The following is a 23,691-nucleotide window of genomic DNA, read 5'->3' as shown; positions in this document are numbered from 1 at the left end:
CCGAACCCCGGATTGGGGTGCCAGCACAATCGACCCGGTCGTCCCGGATGTCCAGGATTGGGGACATGAACGGGATGACGACAGCCGCCGACCGGGCGGCGTACGGCGGGGTGACGGGGGCGGCGCTCAGTGGCGAGGGGCTGCACCGCGAGTACGGGCGCGGCGCGGCCGCCGTCCGGGCGCTGCGAGGGGTGTCCGTGGCCTTCGCGCCGGGCACCTTCACGGCGGTGATGGGGCCTTCGGGCTCCGGCAAGACCACCCTGTTGCACTGCCTGGCCGGGATGGACCGCCCTACCCGGGGCACCGTCCGCTGGGGCGGTACGGAGGTGTCCGGCCTGCCCGAACGGCGGCTCGCCGAACTGCGGCGCACCAGGGTGGGGTTCGTCTTCCAGGCCTTCAACCTGATGCCCGCGATGACGGTCGCGCAGAACGTCGAACTGCCCGGGCGGCTGGCCGGGCACCCGCCGGAGCGGGCCCGGGTGCGGGAGGCGCTGGCCCGGGTGGGGCTGGCCGGGCGGGAGCGGGACCGGCCGGGCCGGCTCTCCGGCGGCCAGCAGCAGCGGGTGGCCATTGCCCGTGCCCTGGCCGCCCGGCCCGAGGTGCTGTTCGCCGACGAGCCCACCGGCGCGCTGGACCGGGCGACCGGCCGCGACGTCCTGGACTTGCTGCGCGCGGGTGTGGACGAGGACGGGCGGACGTGCGTGATGGTCACCCACGATCCGGTGGCGGCCGGCTACGCGGACCGGGTGCTGCTGCTGGCGGACGGCCTGCTGGTGGACGAACTGGACCGGCCGACGGCGGCGCAGGTCGGCGAGCGGCTCAGCAGGTTGGGCGGGTGAGGGCGATGCGTGGCGGTTCCGTGCCGACCCTGGCGGTCGGTCAGATCAGGCGCCGGCCGGCGGCCTTCGCCGGGCTCGCGGCGGCGTTGTTCCTGGCGGTGGCGGCGGTGACGCTGTTCGGTTCCCTGGTCGCCGCCCAGGTCACGGCGCCGGCCCCGGTGGCGCGGGCGGCGGTGGCCGGGCCCGGGCTGCTGGTGATCGCCGGGGCCTTCGGTGAGATCGCCGTCCTGGTCGCGCTGTTCGTGGTGGTGAACGCGCTCGGGTTCACCCTCCGCCAGCAGCACCGCGACCTCGCCCTGTTGCGCACGGTCGCGGCGACGCCCCGCCAGATCCGACGGCTGGTGCGCCTCCAGGTCACGGCGACGGTGCTGGTGGCGGCCGTTCCGGCCGGTGCGGCGGGCCATTTCGCCGCCCGGGCCTTCCTCGCCGCGCTGCAACGGCGCGGGATGGCCGCACCCGGGCTGCGGATACCCGGGACACCGGTGCCGGTGCTGATCGCGCTCGCGGTGGCGCTGCTGGTCGGCCTGGCGGCCACCGCGCTAACGGTCCGGCGGATCACCCGGCCCGCCCCGGCGGCCGCGCTGACCGACAGCGCGGTCGGGCAACGGTGGACGGGCGTGCTGCGGCTGCTGGTCGGCGGGGCGGTGCTGGCGGGCGGCGGCCTCCTGCTGCGGCTGGCCGGCAGCCGACCGGCCGGGGAACTGGACAAGGCGGGGCAGGCGGCCCTGCTCGGCGCTCTGGTGCTGCTGGTCGCGGTCGCCCTGCTGGGGCCGGTGCCGGCCCGGCTGCCGGTGGCGGTGCTCGGTGCCCCCGTCCGGGCGCTGCTGCCCCGGGTCGGCTGGCTGGCGGACGCCAACCTGCGCGGCTACGCGGTCCGGCTCTCCTCGGCGGTGGTCCCGGTCGCGCTGCTGGTCGGGCTCTCGGCCACCATGCTGATCATGACCCGCACGGCGGAGCGCGCGGCCCTGGCGACGGGGGCCACGACCAGCGTCACCAAGGCCAGCGACGTCTGGCTGCGGCAGGCGGAGCTGGGCCTGCTGGCCGGCTTCGCGGCGGTCTCCACGGTCAACACCCTGGTCGCGCTGACCGCCGACCGCCGGCGCGAGTTCGCGCTGCTCCGGCTGGTGGGGGCGACGCGGCGGCAGCTGCTGCGGATGCTGCTCGTCGAGGCCGTCCTGACCACGGCGGTGGGCGTGCTGCTCGGTGCGGCGGTGGCGGCCGCGGCGACCGGGGCGTTCAGTCGGGCGGTGACCGGGTCACTGCTGCCGGTGGTGCCGGGCGCCGCCTGTGGCTGGGTGGTGGCGGGCGCGGCGCTGCTGACGGTGCCGGGGATCGTCGGCACGGGGCTCTGGGCGATCGGCGGGCGCGCGGTGGAGGAGGTGGGCGGGGAGCGGGGGTGAGCGAGAGGAGGGCGATCGAGGACGGCTTTGGACGGCCGAGGACGGCTGAGGTGAGGGGAGGTTCGGGGCCGTGAGGTGGCCTGCGGTGACGGAGGGTCCGGGCGTGCGGCGGATCCGGTGGTGGCTGAGGGATGCTGGGGTTCGGTTGATCGGTGAACGGTGGGGCACGTGGTGACTCGGTGGCGGTGCGGACTGTCGGTGCGGGGCGGTGAGGTGGCGTTCGCCGTCCTCGGACTGCCGCTCGGTGTGCTGGGCGGCGTCTACGCGGTGGCCGTCCTCTACGCGGGGGCCCTGCTCTCGCTCACCGTCCTGGGGCTGCCGTTCGTCGCCGCCGCCCTGGCCGGGGCGCGCGGGATCGGCGGGCTGCACCGGCGGCTGGTCGGGCGGCTGCTGGGCGAACGGGTGGCCGCGCCACCGGCGCCGGTGCGGCCCCCGGGGCTGCTGGCCCGGGGGCGGGCCGTCCTGACCGATCCGGTCGCGTGGCGGGCGCTGCTCTACCTGCTGCTGCGGCTGCCGCTCGGCGCGCTCGGCTTCCTGACCGTGGTCGGGCTGCCGCTCAGTTCGGTGTGGCTGGCGGGCTTCCCGCTCTGGGTACGGCTGTTGGAGCCCGGGCCGCGACCGGTCGACTGGCTGGACGTCGCGGGGCCGCCGGTGGGGCTCGCGGTGCTGGCCGCCGTACCGGCCGTACTGCGGGCCCTGAGCGGGGCCAACCGCGCGCTGGCCCGGGCGCTGCTCGGACCGGTGCGGTCGCAGCAGCGGGTGCGCGAGCTGGAGCACGCCCGTGCCACCCTGCTCGCCGAGAACACGGACCGGCTGCGGCGGCTCGAACGCGACCTGCACGACGGCACCCAGGCGCAGCTGGTCGCGCTCGCCATCACCCTCTCGCTGGCGGACGACGCGCTCGGCGGGGCGGAGGCGTCCGGGGGCGAGGGCAGGGCTGTTGCCGGGGCCGGGGCCGGGGCCGGTGTCGCGAGCGGCGCCGGGAGCGGTGCCGACCTCGGGCGGCTGCGCGCCCTCGTCGACCGGGCGCGCGGCCAGACCGACGACACCATCACCGGGCTGCGCCGGCTGACCCGGGGCATCCACCCGGTGGCGCTGGACGGCGGCCTGGCCGAGGCACTGCCCGCGCTGACCGCGACCTCGCCGGTGCCGGTGACGCTCCGGCTGGACCTGCGGGAGCGGCCGGCGGAGGTGATCGAGCGCGCGGTCTACTTCTGCGCGGCCGAACTGCTCACCAACGTCGCCAAGCACAGCGGGGCCCGGGCGGTCGACCTGACGGCGAGTGCGGTCGACGGCCGGGTCCGGCTGGCGGTGCGCGACGACGGGCGCGGGGGCGCCGGGATCGGTGCGGGGACGGGGCTGGCCGGGTTGGCCGAGCGCCTCGCGGCGGTGGACGGGAGGCTGCGGGTGGACAGCCCGCCCGGCGGGCCGACGGTGGTCACCGCGGAGCTGCCGAGCAGGCTGTGAGGCCGCCCGCCCGGCCGCCTGCCCGGCGGTGCGCCCGGCGATCGGCCGGGCGCCGCGTCGGGCGCTGTGGCAGGTGCTGTGGCGGGCGGTGCGGGGGCCAGACCGGGCGGGAGGCCAGACCGGGCGGGCGGTCGGGCCGCTCAGGCCGTGGTCTCCGCGAGGTAGGCCAGTACGGCCTTGACCCGGCGGTTGTCCGCGTCCGTCGCGGGCAGGTCGAACTTGGTGAACACGGCGGCCACGTGCTTCTCCACGGCGCGGTCGGAGACCACCAGCCGTCCCGCGATCGAGCGGTTGGAGTGGCCCTGGGCCATCAGCTCCAGCACCTCGCGCTCGCGGGCGGTGAGCGAGTCCACCCGGTTGCGCCGTCCGCCGTGCATCAGCCCGTTGACGATCTCCGGGTCGAGTGCCGTGCCGCCCGCGGCGACCCGGTGCAGGGCTTCCACGAACTCGGAGGTGCGGGCCACCCGTTCCTTGAGCAGGTAGCCGATGCCCGCGGCGCCGCCGGCCAGTAGCCGGGCGGCCCAGGCGGTCTCCACGTGCTGGGAGAAGACCAGGATGCCGACCCCGGGTGCGGTGGCCCGGATCTCGACCGCGGCCCGGATGCCCTCGTCGGTGTGGGTGGGCGGCATCCGGATGTCCACCACGGCCACCTCGGGCCGGTGCTCGGCGACGGCGGCGACCAGTTCGGGGGCGGTGCCGGCGGTGGCGACCACCGCGCAGCCACGGGCGGTCAGGAGCTCGACCATCCCCTCGCGGAGGATCACCGAGTCCTCGGCGAGGACGACGCGGAGCTGCTTGTCGATCATGACGCCATTATCCGGACCGTCCGGGTGGGCGGTGCTGCCGGGTGCGGGTCGTCCGCGTGGCGCCGGCCCAGCGGCAGATGTACAGCAAGGCTGGACAGTTTGGGCTGATGAAATTACCGTGGAGCGGTGACCGAGCAGCGAACCGCCCCGGCCGTTCCGGAAACCCACGCCGTTCCGGAGTCCCACGCCGTTCCGCAGACCCCCGTCGACACGGCCGCGCTGGCCGCCCGGGAGCTCCGGGCGGTGTTCAGCAGGTTGCGCCGGACCCTCCAGGAGAAGGGGCAGGGCGCCAGCGGGCTCACCCCCTCCCAGACCGCGGTGCTCAACCGCCTGATCACCGACGGGCCGGCCGCCGCGAGTGCGCTGGCCGCGGCGGAGCGGGTCCGGCCGCAGTCGATGGCCGCCACGCTGGCCGCGCTGGAGGCGCACGGGCTGGTCGCCCGCCGCCCCGATCCCGAGGACGGGCGGCGCCAGGTGGTGGACCTCAGCGCGACCGGGCTGGAGTGGATCGCGGACAGCCGCCGGGCCCGTGAGGAGTGGCTGGCCATGGCCCTGGAGGAGGAGTTGAGCGAGGCCGAGCGCGCCACCGTACTGGCGGCGCTGCCCCTGCTGGACCGCCTGAACCGGTCGAGCCGGTCAAGCAGGTCGAACCGGTCGAGCCGGCTGAGCCAGCGGTGACCGGCCCGTCGATGCTGCTGGCACGGTTGCGCTCCCGGCGCCAGGGTGCCGAGCGGGCGGCGGAGCCGTCGGCCCCGGCCCGGGCGGGAGCGCCCACCGGGTCCGATGGGCCGACCGGGCCCGGCGACGGCTTCAACCGCCGACTGCTCGCCCCGATGGTGCTGGGCTCGGTGCTCAACCCGATCAACTCCTCGATGATCGCGGTGGCCCTGGTGCCCGTCGGCACCGCCTTCGGGGCGCCGCCCGCCGAGACGGCCTGGCTGGTGAGCGGGCTCTACCTCGCCACCGCCGTCGGCCAGCCGGTGATCGGTCGGCTGGTGGACACCTACGGGCCGCGCCGGCTCTACCTGGCCGGGACGGCGCTGGTCGGCCTGGCCGGCCTGGTCGGCGTGCTCGCGCCCACTCTCGGAGTGCTGGTCGTCGCCCGGGTGCTGCTCGGGATCGGCACCTCCGCCGCGTATCCGGCCGCGATGCACCTCACCCGCAGCGAGGCCGAGCGGACCGGGCGGAACAGCCCCACCGGGGTGCTGACGGCGCTCGCCGTCGCCAACCAGACCATCGCCGTGATCGGGCCGACACTCGGCGGCCTGCTGATCGGGCTGGGCGGCTGGCGGACGATCTTCGCCGTCAACGTCCCGCTGTCGCTGGCCTGTCTGGTGCTCGGCTCCGCCCGGCTGCCCGTCGCCGGGCCGCGCCGGGACGGCGGGGAGCGGCTGGACCGGGCCGGGATCGCGTTGTTCGCCGTCCTCCTGCTGGCGCTGATGCTGTTCGTGATGCGCCCCGGGGCGGAGCGCTGGTACCTGCCGGTGCTCGCGGTCCTGGCCGGTGCCGGATTCGTGCTCCGGGAGACCAGGGCCCGCAGCCCGTTCATCGACCTGCGGGCCCTGGCCGGTAACCGTCCGTTGATCGCCACCTACCTGCGCCAGGTGCTCGGCTACACGGCGAGTTACGCCTTCCTGTACGGCTACACCCAGTGGCTGGAGCAGGGGCGAGGTCTGAGTGCCGCCTCCGCCGGGCTGGTGCTGCTGCCGCTCTCGCTGACCGCCCTCGCGGTCTCCGGTGCGACCGGTCGCCGTGCGGCGGTGCGCGGCAAGCTGGTGGTCGGCGCGGCGGTCCAGATGGCCGCCTGCGCGGCCCTGTTGACGGCGGGGTCGGCGAGTACGCCGGTGCTGCTGATCGCCGTCGGGGTGCTGGCGGGCATCCCGCAGGGGCTGATCGGCCTCGGCAACCAGACCGCGCTCTACCACCAGGCCGACCCGGCCGCCATCGCCTCCGCGGCCGGGCTGTTGCGGACCTTCATGTACCTCGGGGCGATGGCCGCCTCGGCCGCGAACGCGGCCTTCTTCCCGCACGGCGCCACCACGGCCGGGCTGCACCACCTCGCGCTGTTCATGTTCGGCGGTGCGGCCCTGCTCTTCCTCCTCGTCCTCCCCGACCGTTCGCTCGGTCGGCTCGGAAGTACTGCTGCCCAAGGGAGTTGACGGATCGTCGGTCACGGTTGCGCGGGCCCGTCCGACCGGGAGCCGGACGGGCCGTGCTGGGGCTCTGCCGGGGCCGTGCCGTACCGGGGCTGTGCCCGTGCCCGCCCGTGGTGTGCGGGTCAGTGCCGGTCGGGTCGGCCGGTGAGGACCGTGGTGAAGACCGGCTCGCCGTGCTGGTGTCCGGTCACGGTGGTGGTGACGGTGCCCGGCTCCTCGCCGGGGGTGTGCCGGGCGGTGACGGTGGTGGGCGCGTCGTGTTCGGCGTAGCGGTGGAAGGTGGTGGCGGCGGTGGACGGGGCGACGGTGGCCGGGGCGGTGAGGGCGTTGGCGGCCTGGCGGGCGGCCTCCAGCAGCACCATGCCGGGGATGTGGTCGCCGGCGTGGTCGAAGAGGATCGGGTGCCGGAGGTCCGGGGTGAGGTACCAGGTACCGGGGGTGCCGGTCGGGGTCAGGACGACGTCGCAGGGCCGGACCCGGCCGACCAGGGCCGGTGGCAGGGGCCGGGAGGCCCCTGCCGCAGTCGCGACCGGTATCGGGCCGCTCGCGGGGCGGGCGCCGCGCAGCCGACGGTAGGTGGAGTCCGGCACGGTGGTGAAGCGGGCCTCGCCGGTCGCGGCCAGGTGGGGGCCGCGGCGGACGGTCGCGGTGAAGGTGAAGTCGATCGTGCTGCGGGTGCGCCGGGGCCGGGGGAGGAGTCTGGCCTCGATGGTGAGGTCGGTGGGTGTCGCCCCGATGGACAGCCGGCGGGTGCGGGCGGTGTAGTCGAGGTTCCACATCAGGAATCTGTGGTCGAGCGGGATGTCGTACCGGCTGTGGGCGAGGTAGAGCCCGGCTTGGCGAACCGTTTCGGCGGCGAGCATCGGGTCGTACCGGGTCCCGTCCGGGGTGCTGAAAAAGGTGTGCGCCCGCGGCCACTGGGCGGTGACGGTGAACGCGCTGTCGCCGAGCGGCTCGCTGCCGGTGATGAAGACCTCGGCGTGGCAGGCCCGGTGGACGTACTCCTTGGCGACGGTGCTGGTCAACCGGGGTGCCGGGGCGCCCAGGGCGGCCGGAGCGGCAGGCAGGCCCGGTGCGGGGGGTGTGCCGAGGGCCGTGGCGGCCGGGGTGAGGACAGGGGCGGGGGAAGCGAGCAGGGACATGGGGGAGCGCTCCAAGGGACCGGGGTGGGCGGGGCCGGCTGCTCAGGGCTCGTGGGGGTACGCACCTGCCGGTCCGCTCGTCGGGGAGCCGGGACGAAGGTGCGTCGGCGGCCGAGCGCAGCCGTGTCGACGCCGGGGTCGTCCGTCCGCGCCCGACCGATGGCCTCGACGGTCAGCACACGGCCGTTCACCTGCGGTGATAACGACGACCCGGGTCGACGCGTCCATCATCACAAGCGCTGGGCGGAGGGGCGTCACCGGCTCGGGCGGCGCGGGTGTCGACGCGGGAGCCGGGCCGGCGCCCGACCTGCCACAGGGCCGTCAAACGGCCGGTCGGAAAGCCCAGTTGCCGTGCCGCTCCAGCCGCTCGACGGGTGTGCCGGCGCGTTCGGGTGCCGGATAGACTTCGGCACTCCCCGCCCCCACCTCACGGCCCCGGTGCCACCGAGACGATGGCACCCGGAGAGCAGAGAGCAGGCCTTTCGTGAACCACCCTCCGACCACGTCGCCCGGCGGACTGCTGGTCATCGGCAGCGCCGCCCCGGCGGACGTTCCCGGCGCGGGGCTGTGCACGGTCAGCTACGACGGCACCGGCGCCATGAGCCTCCTCCGCACCCTGCCGCTGGACCACCCCTCCTACGCGGCGGTCGACCCCGGCCGGGCAGTCGTCCACGCCGTCCTGGAACAGGCGGCCGGACGGGTCGTCTCCCTTCGAACGGACTCGGGGGCCGAGGGAGAGGGGTCGCCCGCCGCCGCTGCCAGCGGTGGTGCGGGCCCGTGCCACATCGCGGTCCACCCCAGCGGTTCGCACGTCTTCGTGGCCCACTACGGCGACGGCGTCCTCTCGGCCGTCCCCACCGGCGCCGACGGCACGGTCGCCACCGCCGCGCCGGTACAGACCATCCGGCACCCCGGCCGGGAGGCCTCCGGGGACCTGCTGACCTCCCCGCACGCCCACATGGCGGCCCCCTCGCCGGACGGGCGGTTCCTGCTGTGCACCGATCTCGGTACCGACCGGGTGTACGTCTACGCCTTCGATCCGGACGACGGCCCGCTCAGCGCCCACCGGACGGTGCAACTGCCGTCGGGCCGCGGCCCCCGGCACCTGGTGTTCCACCCGTCGGCCCGGTACGCCCACGTCCTGAACGAACTCTCCTCCACCCTCACGGTGTGCACCTGGGACGCGCTCTCCGGCCGCCTCGAACCGGTCGCCGAGGTGGAGACCCGACGGGATCCGGGCGCGCCGAACGCCAACTCCGCCGCCGCGGTCCGGATGTCGGGTGACGGCCGCTTCCTCTACACGACCAACCGTGGCGACGACGCGATCTCGGTGTACGCCGTGCGCGACGACGGCGCGACCGTGGAACTGCTCACCACCGTTCCCTGCGGCGGGACTTGGCCGCGCGACATCGCGCTCACCCCGGACGGCCGGCTGCTCTTCTGCGCCAATCAGCGCTCGAACACGGTCACGGCCTTCCACCGCGACCCGTCCACCGGCCGGCTGGGCCCGGCCGGGGAGCCCCTGGTGGTCACCGAGCCCACGTCCGTCCTGCCGATCGCCCGCTGAGCGGAGGCCCGAGGTGCCCGGCGCGCGTGAGCCGTCGGGCACCGACGGACCTGTGAGCGTTCTCATGTGAGCGCTCTCAACACCTTGACACCGTCCGGCCGCAAGCCCCAGGATCGCCCTGTGAACCTGTCAGACAGCCAGACAGCAGGGTCGGCCCCCCGGCGCGTGAGCGCGATGGAAGCGGTGTTCGGCCACCTGCGCAGCGCCATCGAGCGCGGCGAGTACGTCGTGGGGGACAAGCTCCCCTCCGAAGCGGAGCTGTGCCGCACGCTGGAGGTCAGCCGGCCCGTGCTGCGGGAGGCGCTCCGGGCGCTCCAGACCATGGGCCTGACCGTCTCGAAGACCGGCAAGGGCACCTTCGTCGTGGCGAACACGGTCGACGACCCGACCTTCGGCGACTACGCGGCCAGCGACCTGCTGGAGGTGCGTCGGCACGTCGAAATCCCGGTCGCCGGGTACGCGGCGCTGCGCCGGACCCCGGAGGACCTGGACCACCTGACCCACCTGCTCGACCGGATGGAGCGGGAGACCGACACCACCGCGTGGGTCGCGCTGGACACGGTCTTCCACCTGGCGGTGGCCGAGGCCTCCCGCAACCCGGTCTTCCGCCGGGTCATCGAGGAGATCCGCGACGCACTGGCGCGTCAGTCGGCCTTCCTCAACGAGCTGGGCGATCGCCGCGAGCAGTCCAACTGCGAGCACCGGGCGATCGTCGAGGCGCTGGTCGACGGTTCCGAGCCCGACGCGGTCGCGGCGATGTCGCACCACCTCCACCGCGTCGAGGCGACCCTCACCGACATCGTGCACCCCAGGCGCACGGAGACCCCCACGGAAGGCAGAGCCGAGGCGTGAGCGAGCAGTTCCTCGACGACGAGAAGCGCCCCACGACCCCCAACGCCCCCACAACCCCCACCACCACGACGACCCCCACCGCCACGACCCCCATCACCCCCACGACCCGGCACGTCGACGCCGGTGACGCCGGCTACAGCAAGTCCTTGAAGCCCCGGCACGTCAACATGATCGCCATCGGCGGTGCCATCGGCACCGGCCTGTTCCTCGGCGCGGGCGGGCGGCTCGCCGACGCCGGGCCCTCCCTGTTCGTCGCGTACGCCGTCTGCGGCGTCTTCGCCTTCCTCGTCGTGCGCGCGCTCGGCGAGCTCGTCCTGTACCGCCCGTCCTCCGGTGCCTTCGTGTCGTACGCCCGGGAGTTCCTGGGGGAGAAGGGCGCGTACACCGCGGGCTGGATGTACTTCCTCAACTGGGCGACCACCGGCATCGCCGACATCACCGCCGTCGCCACCTACACCCACTACTGGCACCTGTTCTCCGACATCCCGCAGTGGGTGATCGCGCTCATAGCCCTGGCCGTGGTGCTGACGGTGAACCTCATCTCGGTGCGGATCTTCGGTGAACTGGAGTTCTGGTTCGCCATCGTCAAGGTCGGCGCGCTGCTGGTCTTCATGGGCATCGCGATCTTCCTGCTGGTCACCCGGCACCCGGTCGACGGCGCCGTCCCCGGCCCGTCCCTGATCACCGACAACGGCGGGATCTTCCCCAACGGCCTGATGCCGATGCTGCTGATCATCCAGGGCGTCGTCTTCGCCTACGCCTCGGTGGAGCTCGTCGGCGTCACGGCCGGGGAGACCGAGAACCCCGAGAAGATCATGCCGAAGGCGATCAACTCGATCATGTGGCGGGTGGGCCTGTTCTACGTCGGCTCGGTCGTCCTGCTGTCGATGCTGCTGCCCTGGAACAGGTACAGCTCCGGCCAGAGCCCGTTCGTGACGGTGCTGTCCCACATCGGCGTCCCGGCGGCGGGCAGCGTGATGAACCTGGTCGTCCTCACCGCGGCCATGTCCTCGCTCAACTCCGGCCTCTACTCCACCGGCCGCATCCTGCGCTCCATGGCCGTGAGCGGCTCGGCCCCCCGGTTCACCGCCCGGATGAGCCGCAGTCAGGTGCCGTACGGCGGCATCCTGCTGACCAGCGGCATGTGCGTCCTCGGCGTCGGCCTCAACTACGTGGTGCCCGCGGACGCGTTCGAGATCGTGCTCAACTTCGCGGCGATCGGCATCCTCGCCACCTGGGGCATGATCATGGTCTGTCACCTCTTCTTCTGGCGGAAGACCCGGGCCGGCGAACTGACCCGCCCCTCCTACCGGCTGCCGGGCTCGCCCTGGACCGAGCTCGTGACGCTGGCCTTCCTTGCCACCGTCCTGGTCCTGATGTACGCCGACGGCGGCGCCGGACGCACCACCGTGCTCTGCGTACCACTGATCGCCGCCGCGCTGGTGGCCGGCTGGTACGCGATCCGCCGCCGCCTCGCGCGCGACGGCGCCCGGTCCGACGGCTGACCCGGGCGGCGGCCTTCGGTGCGGGGGCGACCCCGCGGCTGTCGAGGGCCGCCCGCCCGGCCGGCGGAGCAGCAAGCGAACCACCACCCAGCGAGGCAGTGATGCACAGAACCACCCCCGCGGACGCGCCCGCGATCCGCGAGCCCCGGCACGCCCCCGTCGCCCACGTCATCCGCGGCGGCATGATCGAGGGCGTCCACCACGGCTCGGTCGTCGTCCTCGACGCCGACGGCGAAGTCCGGTTCCGGCTGGGCGACATCGAGGCCGCCTGCTACCCGCGGTCCGCCCTCAAGCCGCTCCAGGCCGTCGCCATGGTGCGGGCCGGTTTGCCGCTCGACGGCGAACTGCTCGCCCTCGCGATGGGCAGCCACTCCGGGGAGGAGCGCCACCTCGCGGGCACCCGGCGGATCCTCGAACTGGCCGGTCTCGGCGAGGACGACCTGCGCAACGTCCCGGACCTGCCGTACCACCCGGCGGTCCGCGACACCTGGGTCCGGGAGGGCCGCCCGCCCTCCCGGCTCGCCCAGAACTGCTCGGGCAAGCACGCCGCGATGCTCTACCTCTGCCGGCTCAACGGCTGGCCGTCGGCGGACTACGACGATCCCACCCACCCGCTCCAGCGGGTGATCGCCGGGGTCGTCGAGGAACTCACCGGTCAACGCATCGCGCGGGTCAGCGTCGACGGCTGCGGCACCCCGCTGTTCGCCGTCTCGCTGCACGGCCTCGCCCGCGCCGCCGCCCGCATCGCCACCGGCGCGCGGGGGACACCCGAGTTCCGGGTGGCGGACGCGCTGCGCGCGCACCCGGAGATGGCCTCCGGCGCCGACCGGGACGTGGCCGCGCTGATGCGCGCCGTGCCCGGGCTGCTGGCCAAGGACGGCTTCGAGGGCGTGCAGGTCGCCGCGCTGCCGGACGGCCGAGCCGTGGCGGTGAAGATCGCCGACGGGGCGAACCGGGCGCGCGTCCCGGTGGCGGCGGCCGCGCTCGCCCTGGCGGGGGTCGAACCGGGGCTGCTCACCGGCTTCGCGGGCGAGCCGACGACCGGCGGCGGCCGGCCCGTCGGCGGCGTCCGGCCGGTGGCGGCGCTCGATCCGTCGGCCCTGCCCGCCCCCGTTTGACCCGATCCACCGTTCCACCGTTCCACCGAGGAAGAGGACCGCACCCCCATGACCGCCGCCACTCGCAGCGAACACGACCTGCTCGGAGACCGCGACGTCCCCGCCGACGCCTACTGGGGCGTCCACACGCTGCGCGCCACCGAGAACTTCCCCATCACGGGCACGCCCATCTCCACCTATCCGCACCTGATCGACGCGCTCGCCGCCGTCAAGGAGGCCGCCGCCCTCGCCAACGAGGAACTCGGCCTGCTGGAGCCCGCGAAGGCCGCCGCGATCGTCGCCGCCTGCCGGGAGATCCGGGGCGGCGGGCTGCACGAGCAGTTCGTCGTGGACGTCATCCAGGGCGGCGCCGGAACCTCGACCAACATGAACGCCAACGAGGTCATCGCCAACCGGGCGCTGGAACTGCTGGGACACGCCAAGGGGGAGTACCGGCACCTGCACCCCAACGAGCACGTCAACCTGGGCCAGTCCACCAACGACGTCTACCCGACGGCGGTCCGGATCGCGACCGTCTTCGCCGTGCGCGGCCTGCTCGACGCGATGGCCGTGCTCCAGGACGCCTTCGCCGGCAAGGCCGTCGAGTTCCGCGACGTGCTCAAGATGGGCCGTACGCAGTTGCAGGACGCCGTGCCGATGACGCTCGGGCAGGAGTTCTCGACGTTCGCGGTCATGCTCGACGAGGACCGCAGCCGGCTCGCGGAGGCCGTCCAGCTGATCATGGAGATCAACCTCGGGGCCACCGCGATCGGCACCGGCCTCAACGCCCCCGCCGGGTACGCCGAGTCCGCGCGCCGCCACCTCGCCGACCTCACCGGGCTGCCCCTCGTCACGGCGGCCAACCTGGTCGAGGCCACCCAGGACTGCGGGGCGTTCGTCCAGATGTCCGGGGTGCTCAAGCGCATCGCCGTCAAGCTCTCGAAGAGCTGCAACGACCTGCGCCTGCTGTCCTCGGGGCCGCGCGCGGGCCTCGGTGAGATCAACCTGCCGCCGGTGCAGGCCGGTTCGAGCATCATGCCCGGCAAGGTGAACCCGGTGATCCCCGAGGTCGTCAACCAGGTCGCCTTCGAGGTGATCGGCAACGACGTCGCCGTCACCATGGCCGCCGAGGCCGGGCAGCTCCAGCTCAACGCCTTCGAGCCGATCATCCTGCACTCGCTGTCGGAGTCGATCACCCATCTGCGGGCCGCCTGCCTGACTCTCGCCGAGCGTTGCGTCGTCGGCATCACCGCCAACACCGAGGTGCTGCGCGCGACCGTCGAGAACTCCATCGGGCTGGTGACCGCCCTCAACCCGCACATCGGGTACACCGCCGCCACCGACATCGCCAAGGAGGCCCTGGCCAGCGGCCGGGGTGTGGCCGAGCTCGTCCTGGAGAAGGGGCTGCTTCCGGCCGAGCGGCTCGCCGCCCTGCTGCGGCCCGAGGTGATCGCGGGCACCGGCGCGCCGGTGGCCTGACGGAGCGCACGGCGAGCGCGCCGGGCGAGGCGTCGCCGCGCCGGTGGGCCCGGCCAACGCACCGAACGAGGCGTCGCCGAAACGGAGTTCCGGTGCGGCGACGCGTCACGCGGGCCGGGGCAGGTCGGTCAGGCCGCCGCGTCGAGGTCGGAGGCGAGCAGTTCGGCGAGCGCCCGGAGGGCGTCCTCGGCCCCGTCGCCGGAGGCGGTGAGCTCCAGGACGTCGCCGGGGCGGGCGGCCAGGGCGAGGACGGACAGCAGGCTGCGGGCGTCGACGGGGGTCTGGCCCGGGCGGCCGACGGTGACCTTGACCGGCTGCCGGGCGGTGGCGGCCTGGACGAACAGTGACGCCGGGCGGGCGTGCAGGCCGCTGCTGGAGCCGACGGTGACCTGGGTCGAGTGCATGGGGGTCCTTGGGGGAGAGGGAGGGAGGGGACGGCGGTCGGCCCGGGTGGGATCCGGGCCGGGTGGTGCCCGGCCGGTGCGGTACGGGGGCGGTCGCGGGGGCCGGGCGATCTGTGGGTTCACACCCGTTGGCGTGTTGTTCCGGTTGGTTCTACGCCCGGTTGCGAGGAGATGTCAACACATTCGGGCGCATCTCAGGGTGTGGACCATGGCGGAGCGAACGCTTGCGTTTCTGCCTGGAGGGCGTACGCTCTGCGTTCACCAGGCATGAACGGACATGAAACGGACCCAATCCCACATGTACGCACCCGAGCGGCAGCAACAGATCCTCCACCTCGCCCAGGAACAGGGCCGGGTGGACGTGCCGACGCTGGCCGAGGACTTCGGTGTCACCCAGGAGACCATCCGGCGTGACCTGAGCGCCCTGGACCGGGCCGGCCTGCTGCACCGGGTGCACGGCGGCGCCCTGCCCGTCGGCGCCCTGCACCTGGAACCCGGCCTGGCCGAACGGGACTCCACGGCCGCCGCCGAGAAGGAGCGCATCGCCAGGGCCGCCCTGGCCCTGCTGCCCGCCGAGGGCAGCGTGATCCTGGACGCCGGGACGACCGTCTCCCGGCTGGCCGGACTGCTGCCCCCGGACTGCGCCCTCACCGTCGTCACCAACGCCCTCCCGGTCGCGGCCCGGCTGGCCGACCACCCCGCGCTCGCCCTGCACCTCGTCGGCGGGCGGCTGCGCCACCGGACCCAGGCCGCCGTCGACGCCTGGGCGCTGCGCGACCTGGCCGACATCCACGCGGACGTCGCGGTGGTCGCCACCAACGGCTTCTCCCCGGAGGGCGGACTGTCGACGCCCGACCTCGCCGAGGCCGCCGTCAAGCGGGCCATGCTCGCGGGTGCGCGACGCGTCGTCCTGGTGGCCGACTCCTCCAAGTACGGCGCCCGGCACTTCGCCCGGTTCGGCTCGCTGGACCAGGTCGACGTGCTGGTCACGGACACCGGACTGACCGACGAGCAGACCGCCCAGATCGAGAACCACGGACCGGAAGTCATCCGCGCATGATCGTCACCATCACCCCCAACCCCAGCCTCGACCGCACCTACGAGCTGGGAAAGCTCGCCGTCGGTGAGGTCAACCGGGCCGGGCAGGACCGGCTCGACCCCGGCGGCAAGGGCGTCAACGTCTCCCGCGCGCTCACCGCCGCGGGCCACCGCACCACGGCCGTCCTGCCGCTGGGCGGTCCCTCCGGCGGACTGCTCGCCGACCTGCTGCGCCGCCAGGGCATCGACGTCGCGGCGGTCGGCATCGGGGGCGACACCCGGATCAACGTCTCGATCGCCGAGGACGGCGGCGGCCTCACGAAGATCAACGCGGTGGGCCCGGAACTCAGCGCCGCCGAGTCGGCCGCGCTGCTCGCCCTCGTCCGCGACACCCAGCAGGCCGGCCGGGGCACCGGCGACGACGTCGACTGGCTGGCCTGCTGCGGCAGCCTGCCGCGCGGCCTCCGGCCCGGGTGGTACGCGGACCTGGTCGCGCAGGTGCACTCGGGCGGTGCCCGGATCGCCCTGGACACCTCCGGCCCCGCACTGCTCGCCGCGCTCCCGGCCCGCCCCGACGTGGTCAAGCCCAACCGGGAGGAACTCGCCGAGGCCGTGGGCCGCCCGGTCGCCACCGTCGGCGACGCCGTGGCGGCGGCGGCGGAACTGCGCGAGCGCGGCGCCCGGCAGGTCCTCGCCAGCCTCGGTGCGGACGGGATGCTGCTGATCGCCGAGGAGGGCAGCTGGTACGGCACCGCGCCGGTCGCCGCCGTCCGCAGCGACGTGGGAGCGGGCGACGCCTCGCTCGCGGGTTTCCTCGGAGCCGGCGGCACCGGCCCCGAGGCCCTGGCGGCGGCCCTGGCACACGGCGCCGCCGCCGTGCGACTGCCGGGGAGCGTCATGCCGACCCCGGCCGATCTGGACCCGGCCGCCGTGGTCGTGACGGCGGACATCCCGCTCGAACGACCGCTCCGCGGTTGAGAACCGCCTCCCGGCCGGAGGCACCCCGCCCGACCGTGTGGGACGGAACGGCGACCATTCCCGGGGGCAAGGGAACACTGTCAGGCACCAGTTGAAGGACCGACACGATGAGCGACACCAGCGGACTGATCACACCCGCACTCGTTGACCTCCACCTCGCCCCCGCGGACAAGGGCGAGGCCCTGCGCTCCCTCGCCCAGCGCCTGGTCGCCGAGGGCCGGGTGACCGACCTCGACGGCTTCCTCGCCGACGTGGCCGCCCGCGAGGCCCAGGCCCCCACCGGGATGGGCGACGGGATCGGCATCCCGCACTGCAGATCACCCCACGTCACGCGGCCGAGCCTGGCCTTCGGCCGGAGCAGCGGGGGCGTGGACTTCGACGCCCCGGACGGTCGGCCCGCCGACCTGATCTTCATGATCGCGGCACCCGCCGGTGCGGACGACGCCCACCTGCGGATCCTCGCCGCGCTGGCCGGCCGGCTGATGGACCCGGCGTTCACCGGGGCCCTCCGCGCCGCCGAGAGCCCGGTCGAGGTCGCGGCCCTGGTCAACGGGGAGGAGGCACCGGCCGTCACCGGCGAGCCGGCCGCTGGCACCGCTTCGGAGGACGTTCCGCGGACGGCCGGTGCGGGAGGGCTGCGGCTGGTCGCGGTGACCTCCTGCCCGACCGGCATCGCCCACACCTACATGGCCGCCAAGGCCCTCGAACTGGCCGCCGCCCGGGCGGGTGCGCGGATCCAGGTCGAGACCCAGGGGTCGGCCGGGACGACGGTGCTGCCCCCCGAGGTGATCGCCGCCGCCGACGCGGTGATCCTGGCCCATGACGTCGAGGTCCGGGACCGCGCCCGGTTCGCGGGCAAGCCGACCGTGGACGTGGGGGTGAAGGCCGCCGTCAACCGTGCCGACGACCTGGTCGCCCGGGCCGCCGGGCTGGTCGCCGAGGCCGGCAGCGGCGCACAGGCCGCCGCCCCGGTCACCGCGGCGAGCGCGCCGACCGGCGAGCACTGGGCCCGGCGGCTGCGCACGTACCTGATGACGGGCGTCAGTTACATGATCCCGTTCGTCGCGGCCGGCGGCCTGCTGATCGCCCTCGCCTTCGCCATCGGCGGCTACCAGATCGCCTCCGCGCCGTCCGTGCTGGGCCACTTCGACTGGACCTCCTCGCACAGCTGGGCGGCGATGCTGTTCCAGACCGGCAAGACCTCCTTCGGCTTCCTGGTCCCGGTCCTCTCCGGGTACATCGCCTGGGCGATCGCGGACCGGGCGGCACTGGCCGCCGGCATCGCGGGCGGCGCCGTCTCGGTGGCGGTCGGCGCGGGCTTCCTCGGCGGCATCGTGTCGGGCCTGGCCGCGGGCTTCCTGGTGCTGTGGATGATCCGCTGGAACGTGCCGCGCGCGATCAGGGGCATCATGCCGGTGGTGGTGATCCCGCTGCTGTCGGTGGCACTGGTCGGCTTCCTGATGTTCGTGCTGGTCGGTTCGCCGATCGCCTCGGCGATGAACGGCCTGACCGACTGGCTGAACGGCCTCTCCGGCTCCCACGCGATCCTGCTCGGCGTGCTGCTCGGCGCGATGATGGCCTTCGACATGGGCGGCCCGCTCAACAAGGTCGCCTACACCTTCGCGGCCGGCGCGCTCACCACCGCGGGTACCACCCCGGACGCCGGCAGCCTCAAGGTGATGGCCGCGGTGATGGCCGCCGGCATGACCCCGCCGCTGGGCATGGCCCTGGCCACCGTCGTCCGGCGCAGGCTCTTCACCCCCGAGGAGCGCGAGAACGGCAAGGCGGCCTGGGTGCTCGGTGCCTCGTTCATCACCGAGGGCGCGATCCCGTTCGCTGCGGCGGACCCGCTGCGGGTCATCCCGGCGGGCATCGCCGGCAGCATGACGGCCGGCGGCCTGGTGATGGCCTTCGGCTCCACGCTGCGCGCGCCGCACGGCGGGATCTGGGTGCTCCCGCTGATCGGCAGTCCGCTGCTGTACCTGCTCGCGGTCGCGGCGGGCACGGTGGTCACCACGGCGGTGGTCGTCCTGCTCAAGGGGACGCGGAAGGACGCCGACCCGGCGGCCGTGGACTCCGCCGTCGACGGGAAGACGCTCGTCGGCGCCTGAGCCGGCCCGGATCCGAGCGGTTCCCGCTCGGATCCGACGGCCCGTCAGGATTCGCCCCGGGGCGAACCGGATCGCTTCGGAAGATCGACTTCGGAGAACCGCGTGGCCGCCGCGTCGACCGGTGGACGCCGGGGCCGCTGCTCCTCGTCCACGTCCGCCGCCCGCGGCGGCCGGCGGTCCTGCTCGAGCCGGGAGCTGTCCGCACCGCCGGGCAGCGCGCCCGACGCCGCGTCAGGCGCGCTCCGCCTCCTCCAACTGTCGTGGTGCGGTGGACTTCTGGTCCAGGAAGTGGTGCGCGCGCCGGTCGTACTCCAGTTGGTGCGCCCGGATCTCCTCCGAGTTGGCGGCGGTCCAGGCGCACAAGCGGTTGAACGGTTCCCGCAGGGACACGCCGAGTGGAGTGAGGGAGTACTCGACTCCGACCGGCGAGGTCGGCAGTACTTGGCGCATGATCATTCCGTTGCGCTCCAGCCGGCGCAGGGTCTGGGTCAGGACCCGCTGGGTGACGCCGTCGATGCGGCGTTTGATCTCGTTGAACCGCCTGGGCTCGTCAAGGACCGCCATGACCGTCATCGACCACTTGTCGGTGATCTGGTCGAGGATCGAACGGCGTATGTCGGAGCACTGGACGGGGTGTTCGGTGGTCATGATCCCCCAACGTTCACGGGGCACAGCGGCGGCCTCGGGCGGGGTGCGGGTGCCCCAAGTCGTGCGTGATGTGCGTGATGCGCGTGATGTGAGCAAGGTGCGCAAGGTGCGTGATGCACGTGATGTGACCATCATGTTCGTGTCAGTGAAGGGCTGTCAATCCCGCGCACCCTTACCGGGAAGTGACGGAACTCCGGTCGCCGCACAGCGGTCACGCGGCCGCGGGCAGCCCCTCCGGCAGCTCGTCCGGGAGCGCGAACAGCAGGTCGTACAACGGCCGCCCGGTGCCGTGCCAGATGGACAGCGCGTAGACGCTGATCGGGTAGTCGACCCAGCGCGGCGGCGCCCACACCGTGCCGCGTACGACGTTCCCCTGCCGGCCGGTGTCGAGGCTCGACGGCACGTCGCCGGCCTCGACGAGCAGGTCCCAGCCCTGCCGGGGGACGGCGAACTCCGCCTCGGCGAGGTCGCCGCGCAGGCTGGCGCGCAGGATCGTCGTCGCGGCGATGTCGAGGGTCAGCGCGCTGTCGACCAGCACGCGGTCGACCTCGAGGCCGGAGTCGGCCAGCCAGGTGCACAGGTGGTCGACGGCCGCGCCGAGCAGGTCCGCGGTGGCGCGTTCGGTGCGCACCGCGCGGCACAGCAGCGCCTGGTAGTGCACCTCCTCGGGTACGACGACCTGGTCGCCGATGACGGTCCTCAGCAACCCCATGTCCAGGGTGGAGGGGTCCCGGTAGACGGCGGCGACGTCGCGGGCGACGTGGCGCAGGAACGGGTCGGTGCAGTCGTCCAGCAGGAACGACCACAGCCGCCGGCACAGCTCGACCATCCGGACGCCCGTGGTCGTGTGGAGGACACGCAGCGCGCAGCGCAGCAGGATCTTCTGGAACAGCGTCATGGAGACCCGGAACTCCATGCCCCGCACCCACTCCTCGGCGGTCATGGAGCCGTGCTCGACGACCACGTCGGCGATGAGTTCGGGATTGGTGATGTCAGCGGGCATCCAGCGGGTCCGCAGCCCCTGTTCGTCCTTGAAGGCCTCGCGCGAGTAGTCGGTGTTGTTCAGCAGCAGCAGTGGATAGATCACCGGCGATCCGCCCGCGGTGAGCACCTCCTCGATCCCGTCGAGGTAGGAGTCGAAGGTCTCGCCGGGCAGACCCCAGATCAGGTCGGTGTAGGTGGGCACGTCGAGTTCGCGGAAGCGGGCCAGCAACCTGCGGTAGTGGTCGGTGCGGATGTTGGCGCGGTTGGCGATCTTGAGCACGTTCGCGTCGAAGGACTGCGCGGAGAGCGTGATCGCGCCGGTCAGCTCGGCGGCGTGCAGCATGCTCGCGATCTCCACGATGCGCTCGTTGCCGTTCTTCGCCCAGTTGGTGCTGACGATCAGGCGCTTGCCGTAGCGCCGGCTGAGCTCCACGATGTGCTCGGCGATCTGCCGGTCGCGGCCGAGGATGCCGAAGTTGGCGTCCGCGATGAACAGCGTGGCGTCCTGGGGCATCAGCCGGATCAGCCGGTCCAGTTCGGCGAAGATCCGCTCCAGGTCGAACTGGCGGACCTTGGAGTTGGTCGCCCCGCCCCAGTAGCAGAACGCGCAGCCGTAGGGGCAGCCCCGGTTGGTCTCGTAGACGATCATGGACGAGCCGGTGATCTCCTCGTCGGAGTACACCGGGGTGAGGATCGGCGAGACGACCTGGTCGAGGTCGGTGATGCGGTCCGCGTCCGGGTTGGTGACGACGGCCCCGTCCCGCCAGTGGCTGATGCCGGGGATCGCGGTGAGGTCCCCGTCGGTCAGGAAGGCGTGCAGCAGGTCGCGGAACCGCAGTTCGCCCTCGCCGTGCACCAGCACGTCCAGCCAGGGCGCCTCGGCGAACAGCGGCTCCTGCTGGTAGCTGACGTCGTTGCCGCCGACCACGACGCGGCAGTTCGGCCAGCGCTCCTTCACCTGGCGGGCCAACTCCAGGGACTGGGCGCGGTTCCAGAAGAACACGGTGAGCGCGACGGCGAACGGCTCGTCCCAGGTGTCGAGCAGCTCCTTCGTGGCCTGCTCGCCACCGCTCTGCTCGCGCACGCTGATCCGGAAGTCGCAGGCCGCGTCGAGGGCGGGGTCGGCGGTCGCGGTCGCCTTGAGGTAGCCGAGGGTGACGCTGTACCGGACCCCTTGCATCGCGGTGAACTCGACGAGCTGGACGGTCTTCCGCCGCTCGGGCACCGGCATCGGCCGCCGGCCGGCGTCGGCCACGTCGTCGGCCACGCCGTCGGCGACGTGGTGGGAGTCGATGGTGGAGGTCATGACGGCACTTCCCGGCGAGGTAGGGCGAGCTCGGACATTTCGCACGTCGGAGCGGCACCGTGTGCGCGCTCCTCGTGATCGCTCACAACGCCGTGACACCCCGCATGCGCGACTTCGCCCGGGTTCCGTTTCCGGCACCGTCCGCCCGGGCGCAATGCCCCTGCTATATGGGGCGCCGGCGGCTGCCAAGATTTCCAGCGCATTGCAGCGGCGTCAATAACGCACTCCCAGGACCGTAGGTATCTTCGGGGATACCGGGAAGATTTGAGCTTAATTTGAGTTACGGCCCGGAATGCCGGTCGTCATTGACGGTCCTGGTGGCCCGATGTAGCGTCAGCGGCGAAACACCCGGTGGCGTGCCGACTGGGACCGGAGTGCTCGGGTGACGAACCCCCGAGATTCATCCGGTGGAAATCCGGCTGTTAAAGGGAGTGTGGTATCGGTGCGCTTCGGGCTTTCATTTCTTCCGGACTGCACGCCGGAGACGAAATCTCCGCAGGACTATTTCAGCGACGCGCTGGAGTTGTCGGTCCGGGCGGAGGCGGGCGGTCTGGATTCGGTGAAGATGACCGAGCACTATCTCCACCACTACGGCGGCTACTGCCCCAGTCCGCTGGGTTTCCTCTCCGCGGTGGCAGCCCGGACGAGCTCGGTCAGGCTCATCACCGGCTGCGTCCTCCCGGTCTTCCACCACCCGATCCAGTTGGCGGCGGAAGCCGCGCAGGTGGACGCGATCAGCGGCGGCCGGCTGGACGTGGGGTTCGCCCGGGCGTACCTGCCGGACGAGTTCGACGCGCTGGGCGTGGACATGGACGAGAGCGTCGACCGGTACCGCGAGACCATCCGGGCGGTCCGGCGGATCTGGACCGAGGAGAAGGTCAGCGAGGAGACACCGTTCTTCTCCTACCGCGACGTGACCGGACTGCCCCGGCCCACGCAGCGGCCGCACCCGCCGATGTGGGGGGCCGCGGTGCGCACGCCGGAGAGCTTCACCTGGCTGGGCACCGAGGGGCTGGGACTCCTGATCACGCCGATGATCTCGCCGCACGAGTTCCGCGGCCAGCTGACCCTCTACCGTGACGCCTTCGGGGCGGCGCACGGCGGTTCCGGGCTGCGGCCCCGGGTCGCGGCCAGCCTGCCCCTGGTGGTCGCGGAGACCGACGAGCGCGCGACCGAGATCGCCGAGACCTATCTGCGGCGCTACCTGGACGTGTGGGCGGAGGCCGTGAACCCGTGGGACCGGAGGGAATCCTCCGCCTATCGCGGCTACTCCGGATTCGGCTGGATGCTGCGCAATCTGCGGCCCGAAAAGCTCTACACCGAAGGCGGCGCGATCGTCGGATCGCCGGCCACGGTCATCGACCGCATCCGTGCTTTCAACGACCACATCGGCGGCGTCGACCAGATCCTGTGGCAGATCGATTTCGGCGCGATGCCGCTCCCCGAAGCTCGGCAGACCCTGGAGCTCTTCTGCGACCAGGTCCTGCCGGAGGTGAAAGCACTCTGACCGCCGGTGCCGGCTCCCCGTGTGGGTGGGGTCGCACCGGCCCGACGACGGGAAAGGAGGTGAACGACATGGAGGACTTCGACTTGGTGCTGGACGAGAGCGCCTTCGAGCTGGTGGACCTGGGCGAGGTGGTCCCCGCTTCGGTGACCGCCGGCTACGGCCTGACCGAGCTGTCCGCGTCCGGCGGCCAGAGCAGCTGCTGCTGTTGCTGCCCGTGCTGCTCCTGCACCTGATCCGGTGCACGACGCCGCGACCGCGGTGTTCCGCGCGAGACCCACGAAGGAGGTGAACGACATGGAGGACTTCGACCTGGTGCTGGACGAGAGCGCCTTCGAGCTGGTGGACCTGGGCGAGGTGGTCCCCGCTTCGGTGACCGCCGGCTACGGCCTGACCGAGCTGTCCGCG

Annotated in this window: 20 protein-coding genes; 15 read left to right on the top strand and 5 right to left on the bottom strand. The window is 73.4% G+C overall.

Annotated features, from left to right (window positions below; genetic code table 11):
• Positions 1–74 precede the first annotated feature (74 nt).
• The 3 genes from ACZ58X_RS00805 (at position 75) to ACZ58X_RS00795 (ending at position 3,706) form a co-directional block, all read left to right on the top strand.
• Positions 75–839, top strand: a complete 765-nt coding sequence (locus ACZ58X_RS00805) for an ABC transporter ATP-binding protein (protein WP_470331874.1) — start codon at positions 75–77, stop codon at positions 837–839.
• 5 nt (positions 840–844) lie between these two features.
• Positions 845–2,239, top strand: a complete 1,395-nt coding sequence (locus ACZ58X_RS00800; RefSeq protein WP_470331492.1) for an FtsX-like permease family protein — start codon at positions 845–847, stop codon at positions 2,237–2,239.
• A gap of 171 nt (positions 2,240–2,410) precedes the next feature.
• Entirely contained in the window at positions 2,411–3,706 is a 1,296-nt protein-coding gene (locus tag ACZ58X_RS00795; RefSeq protein ID WP_470331873.1) for a sensor histidine kinase, read from the top strand.
• 140 nt (positions 3,707–3,846) lie between these two features.
• Here ACZ58X_RS00795 and ACZ58X_RS00790 read toward each other — a convergent pair whose 3' ends face one another.
• Entirely contained in the window at positions 3,847–4,512 is a 666-nt protein-coding gene (locus ACZ58X_RS00790; protein WP_470331491.1) for a response regulator transcription factor, read from the bottom strand.
• A gap of 219 nt (positions 4,513–4,731) precedes the next feature.
• Here ACZ58X_RS00790 and ACZ58X_RS00785 point away from each other — a divergent pair, with 219 nt between their 5' ends.
• Both ACZ58X_RS00785 and ACZ58X_RS00780 read left to right on the top strand, forming a co-directional pair.
• A complete protein-coding gene (locus tag ACZ58X_RS00785) occupies positions 4,732–5,190 on the top strand; it encodes a MarR family winged helix-turn-helix transcriptional regulator (RefSeq protein WP_470331872.1) in 459 nt (152 codons plus the stop codon).
• Between the two features lie 11 nt (positions 5,191–5,201).
• On the top strand, positions 5,202–6,671 hold the full coding sequence (locus ACZ58X_RS00780; RefSeq protein ID WP_470331871.1) for an MFS transporter: 1,470 nt from the start codon (positions 5,202–5,204) through the stop codon (positions 6,669–6,671).
• A 119-nt stretch (positions 6,672–6,790) separates the two neighbouring features.
• Here ACZ58X_RS00780 and ACZ58X_RS00775 read toward each other — a convergent pair whose 3' ends face one another.
• Positions 6,791–7,810, bottom strand: coding sequence for a ScbA/BarX family gamma-butyrolactone biosynthesis protein (locus tag ACZ58X_RS00775; protein WP_470331490.1), 1,020 nt, complete (start codon positions 7,808–7,810; stop codon positions 6,791–6,793).
• A 484-nt stretch (positions 7,811–8,294) separates the two neighbouring features.
• On the opposite strand from ACZ58X_RS00775, the gene ACZ58X_RS00770 reads away from it, so the two are divergent.
• The 5 genes from ACZ58X_RS00770 to aspA all read left to right on the top strand — a co-directional run bounded on the left by ACZ58X_RS00770 (position 8,295) and on the right by aspA (position 14,310).
• On the top strand, positions 8,295–9,377 hold the full coding sequence (locus tag ACZ58X_RS00770) for a lactonase family protein (RefSeq protein WP_470331489.1): 1,083 nt from the start codon (positions 8,295–8,297) through the stop codon (positions 9,375–9,377).
• A gap of 174 nt (positions 9,378–9,551) precedes the next feature.
• Positions 9,552–10,229, top strand: coding sequence for a FadR/GntR family transcriptional regulator (locus tag ACZ58X_RS00765; protein ID WP_470331870.1), 678 nt, complete (start codon positions 9,552–9,554; stop codon positions 10,227–10,229).
• 92 nt (positions 10,230–10,321) lie between these two features.
• Positions 10,322–11,734 (top strand): amino acid permease, encoded by a 1,413-nt coding sequence (locus ACZ58X_RS00760; protein ID WP_470331869.1) that lies wholly within the window; start codon positions 10,322–10,324, stop codon positions 11,732–11,734.
• A gap of 101 nt (positions 11,735–11,835) precedes the next feature.
• Entirely contained in the window at positions 11,836–12,852 is a 1,017-nt protein-coding gene (locus tag ACZ58X_RS00755; RefSeq protein ID WP_470331488.1) for an asparaginase, read from the top strand.
• Positions 12,853–12,900: 48 nt separating this feature from the next.
• On the top strand, positions 12,901–14,310 hold the full coding sequence (gene aspA, locus ACZ58X_RS00750; protein WP_470331487.1) for an aspartate ammonia-lyase: 1,410 nt from the start codon (positions 12,901–12,903) through the stop codon (positions 14,308–14,310).
• Between the two features lie 128 nt (positions 14,311–14,438).
• Here aspA and ACZ58X_RS00745 read toward each other — a convergent pair whose 3' ends face one another.
• Positions 14,439–14,714, bottom strand: a complete 276-nt coding sequence (locus ACZ58X_RS00745; RefSeq protein WP_470331486.1) for an HPr family phosphocarrier protein — start codon at positions 14,712–14,714, stop codon at positions 14,439–14,441.
• A gap of 298 nt (positions 14,715–15,012) precedes the next feature.
• On the opposite strand from ACZ58X_RS00745, the gene ACZ58X_RS00740 reads away from it, so the two are divergent.
• The 3 genes from ACZ58X_RS00740 to ACZ58X_RS00730 all read left to right on the top strand — a co-directional run bounded on the left by ACZ58X_RS00740 (position 15,013) and on the right by ACZ58X_RS00730 (position 18,841).
• Positions 15,013–15,774, top strand: coding sequence for a DeoR/GlpR family DNA-binding transcription regulator (locus tag ACZ58X_RS00740; RefSeq protein WP_470331485.1), 762 nt, complete (start codon positions 15,013–15,015; stop codon positions 15,772–15,774).
• A complete protein-coding gene (gene pfkB, locus ACZ58X_RS00735) occupies positions 15,771–16,730 on the top strand; it encodes a 1-phosphofructokinase (RefSeq protein WP_470331484.1) in 960 nt (319 codons plus the stop codon). The genes ACZ58X_RS00740 and pfkB overlap by 4 nt, the downstream gene beginning before the upstream one ends.
• Before the next feature lie 107 nt (positions 16,731–16,837).
• The gene (locus tag ACZ58X_RS00730) at positions 16,838–18,841 is read left to right on the top strand and encodes a PTS fructose transporter subunit IIABC (protein WP_470331483.1); all 2,004 of its coding nucleotides are present in this window, start codon (positions 16,838–16,840) and stop codon (positions 18,839–18,841) included.
• Between the two features lie 231 nt (positions 18,842–19,072).
• Here ACZ58X_RS00730 and ACZ58X_RS00725 read toward each other — a convergent pair whose 3' ends face one another.
• Positions 19,073–19,489 carry a winged helix-turn-helix transcriptional regulator gene (locus ACZ58X_RS00725; RefSeq protein WP_470331482.1) on the bottom strand — a complete coding sequence of 139 codons (417 nt, stop codon included), beginning with the start codon at positions 19,487–19,489 and terminating at the stop codon, positions 19,073–19,075.
• Between the two features lie 211 nt (positions 19,490–19,700).
• The gene (locus ACZ58X_RS00720) at positions 19,701–21,779 is read right to left on the bottom strand and encodes a radical SAM protein (protein WP_470331481.1); all 2,079 of its coding nucleotides are present in this window, start codon (positions 21,777–21,779) and stop codon (positions 19,701–19,703) included.
• Between the two features lie 442 nt (positions 21,780–22,221).
• Between ACZ58X_RS00720 and ACZ58X_RS00715 the strand changes: the two genes are divergently transcribed.
• Positions 22,222–23,286: an LLM class flavin-dependent oxidoreductase gene (locus tag ACZ58X_RS00715; protein WP_470331480.1), complete on the top strand. Its 1,065-nt coding sequence runs from the start codon at positions 22,222–22,224 to the stop codon at positions 23,284–23,286.
• Positions 23,287–23,354: 68 nt separating this feature from the next.
• Positions 23,355–23,519, top strand: a complete 165-nt coding sequence (locus ACZ58X_RS00710) for a thiomuracin/GE37468 family thiazolyl RiPP peptide (protein WP_380523047.1) — start codon at positions 23,355–23,357, stop codon at positions 23,517–23,519.
• Positions 23,520–23,691 lie beyond the last annotated feature (172 nt).

It is taken from the genome of Kitasatospora sp. NPDC040550, assembly GCF_055594965.1.
This window is presented reverse-complemented; position numbering and strand designations above follow the sequence as displayed.

Excerpts from the sequence above, each read along its gene's own strand:
- ACZ58X_RS00805 (WP_470331874.1), top strand. The coding sequence starts at position 75 with ATGACGACAGCCGCCGACCGGGCGGCGTACGGCGGGGTGACGGGGGCG.
- pfkB (WP_470331484.1), top strand. The coding sequence starts at position 15,771 with ATGATCGTCACCATCACCCCCAACCCCAGCCTCGACCGCACCTACGAG.
- ACZ58X_RS00775 (WP_470331490.1), bottom strand. The coding sequence starts at position 7,810 with ATGTCCCTGCTCGCTTCCCCCGCCCCTGTCCTCACCCCGGCCGCCACG.
- aspA (WP_470331487.1), top strand. The coding sequence starts at position 12,901 with ATGACCGCCGCCACTCGCAGCGAACACGACCTGCTCGGAGACCGCGAC.
- ACZ58X_RS00800 (WP_470331492.1), top strand. The coding sequence starts at position 845 with ATGCGTGGCGGTTCCGTGCCGACCCTGGCGGTCGGTCAGATCAGGCGC.
- ACZ58X_RS00745 (WP_470331486.1), bottom strand. The coding sequence starts at position 14,714 with ATGCACTCGACCCAGGTCACCGTCGGCTCCAGCAGCGGCCTGCACGCC.
- ACZ58X_RS00730 (WP_470331483.1), top strand. The coding sequence starts at position 16,838 with ATGAGCGACACCAGCGGACTGATCACACCCGCACTCGTTGACCTCCAC.
- ACZ58X_RS00710 (WP_380523047.1), top strand. The coding sequence starts at position 23,355 with ATGGAGGACTTCGACTTGGTGCTGGACGAGAGCGCCTTCGAGCTGGTG.
- ACZ58X_RS00725 (WP_470331482.1), bottom strand. The coding sequence starts at position 19,489 with ATGACCACCGAACACCCCGTCCAGTGCTCCGACATACGCCGTTCGATC.
- ACZ58X_RS00720 (WP_470331481.1), bottom strand. The coding sequence starts at position 21,779 with ATGACCTCCACCATCGACTCCCACCACGTCGCCGACGGCGTGGCCGAC.
- ACZ58X_RS00740 (WP_470331485.1), top strand. The coding sequence starts at position 15,013 with ATGTACGCACCCGAGCGGCAGCAACAGATCCTCCACCTCGCCCAGGAA.
- ACZ58X_RS00765 (WP_470331870.1), top strand. The coding sequence starts at position 9,552 with ATGGAAGCGGTGTTCGGCCACCTGCGCAGCGCCATCGAGCGCGGCGAG.
- ACZ58X_RS00790 (WP_470331491.1), bottom strand. The coding sequence starts at position 4,512 with ATGATCGACAAGCAGCTCCGCGTCGTCCTCGCCGAGGACTCGGTGATC.
- ACZ58X_RS00755 (WP_470331488.1), top strand. The coding sequence starts at position 11,836 with ATGCACAGAACCACCCCCGCGGACGCGCCCGCGATCCGCGAGCCCCGG.
- ACZ58X_RS00780 (WP_470331871.1), top strand. The coding sequence starts at position 5,202 with ATGCTGCTGGCACGGTTGCGCTCCCGGCGCCAGGGTGCCGAGCGGGCG.